Origin of the sequence: Mesorhizobium sp. M7A.F.Ca.US.014.04.1.1 (assembly GCF_003998745.1) — a bacterium.
Lineage (GTDB): Bacteria > Pseudomonadota > Alphaproteobacteria > Rhizobiales > Rhizobiaceae > Mesorhizobium > Mesorhizobium ciceri.
In genome coordinates this window covers 1-1,174 of sequence record NZ_RZRW01001059.1, presented here as the reverse complement: position 1 = coordinate 1,174, position 1,174 = coordinate 1, and the positions used below count along the sequence as shown (strand labels likewise).

At 65.5% G+C, this 1,174-nt stretch carries 1 protein-coding gene and 1 pseudogene; both read right to left on the bottom strand.

The window, feature by feature from the left end:
• A pseudogene (locus EOA22_RS34450) lies at positions 1–230 on the bottom strand (glyoxalase); the annotation flags it as partial.
• 77 nt (positions 231–307) lie between these two features.
• Positions 308–1,144 carry an ATP-binding cassette domain-containing protein gene (locus EOA22_RS34445; RefSeq protein WP_063169950.1) on the bottom strand — a complete coding sequence of 279 codons (837 nt, stop codon included), beginning with the start codon at positions 1,142–1,144 and terminating at the stop codon, positions 308–310.
• Positions 1,145–1,174 lie beyond the last annotated feature (30 nt).

Below are 1,174 nucleotides of genomic sequence, written 5' to 3'. Positions count from 1 at the left end.
CCCAGGAGATCCTGCATGAAGGTGCCCTTGTCGTCGGCGAACGGGCCGAACGACATCGCCTTCTTGCAGCCGACCACTTCGGTGAAGAAGTCGACCGCCTGCTTCATGTCGGGAACCGTGATCCCGGTGTGGTCGTGGCCGCGCATGCCCGGGATCGAATCCGCCGAGGCCATGCCGGCGCTGCCGAGCATCGCGGCGGCGAGCGTTGCAATTGCGATTGTGGTCTTCATGTCAGTCCTCTCCATTTGGCGGGACTTGGTCTTTGTGGTCGCACGTCCGAGGCCCGCTCGTCGGCGTGCGTATGCATTCATGTCGGCGGCTTGGCTGCGGAAGGAATGTCGAGCCAGCTCGCATCGATCTCGGGCAGCGGAATGGCCGCGATGAGATCGCGCGTGTAGCTTTGCCGCGGCTTGTCGAACAAGGTGTCGGTGGCGCTCGCTTCGACGATCACGCCTTCGCGCATGACGATCACCTGCCGGCACAGCCGCCGGATGACCGACAGATCGTGGCTGATGAAAGCGACGGTCAGCCCCATCTCCGCGGCAAGCTCCTCCAGCAGGGTGAGGATCTGCGCCTGCGTCGAGACGTCGAGGCCCGAGACGATCTCGTCGGCCAGCACGAATTTCGGCGACAGCGCCAGCGCGCGCGCAATGCCGACGCGCTGGCGCTGGCCGCCCGACAGTTCGTGCCGATAGCGGCTGGCGAAACTTTGCGGCAGGCCGACACGCTGCAGCGCCTCGGCGACGCGCGCCTTCAGGTTGTCGCCAAGACCATTCTGCTTCAAAGGCGCGGCGATAATGCTGGTAATGGTGCAGCGCGGGTTGAGCGACGACATCGGATCTTGAAAAATCATCTGCAGATTGCGCCGCAGCGGCCGCAGCTCCGCTTCCGGCAGATTGGTGATGTCGCGGCCGTCGAAGCGGATGCTGCCGGCGCTTGGCTCCAGCAGGCGCACCAAAGCGCGGCCGAGCGTCGACTTGCCCGAACCGGATTCGCCGACAATGCCGGTCACCGAGCCCCGCGGCAGGTCGAAGTCCAGGCCCTTCAGGATTTCGGCCAATGGCGCGCGGCCGATCAGTGGCTTGCGCGTCATGTCGGGCAGCGCGACCTTCAGCCCGCGCACGGAGAACAACGGTTCAACCATGCGGCCGCCTCCAGGCTTGATCGGCGGCAG

Excerpts from the sequence above, each read along its gene's own strand:
- EOA22_RS34445 (WP_063169950.1), bottom strand. The coding sequence starts at position 1,144 with ATGGTTGAACCGTTGTTCTCCGTGCGCGGGCTGAAGGTCGCGCTGCCC.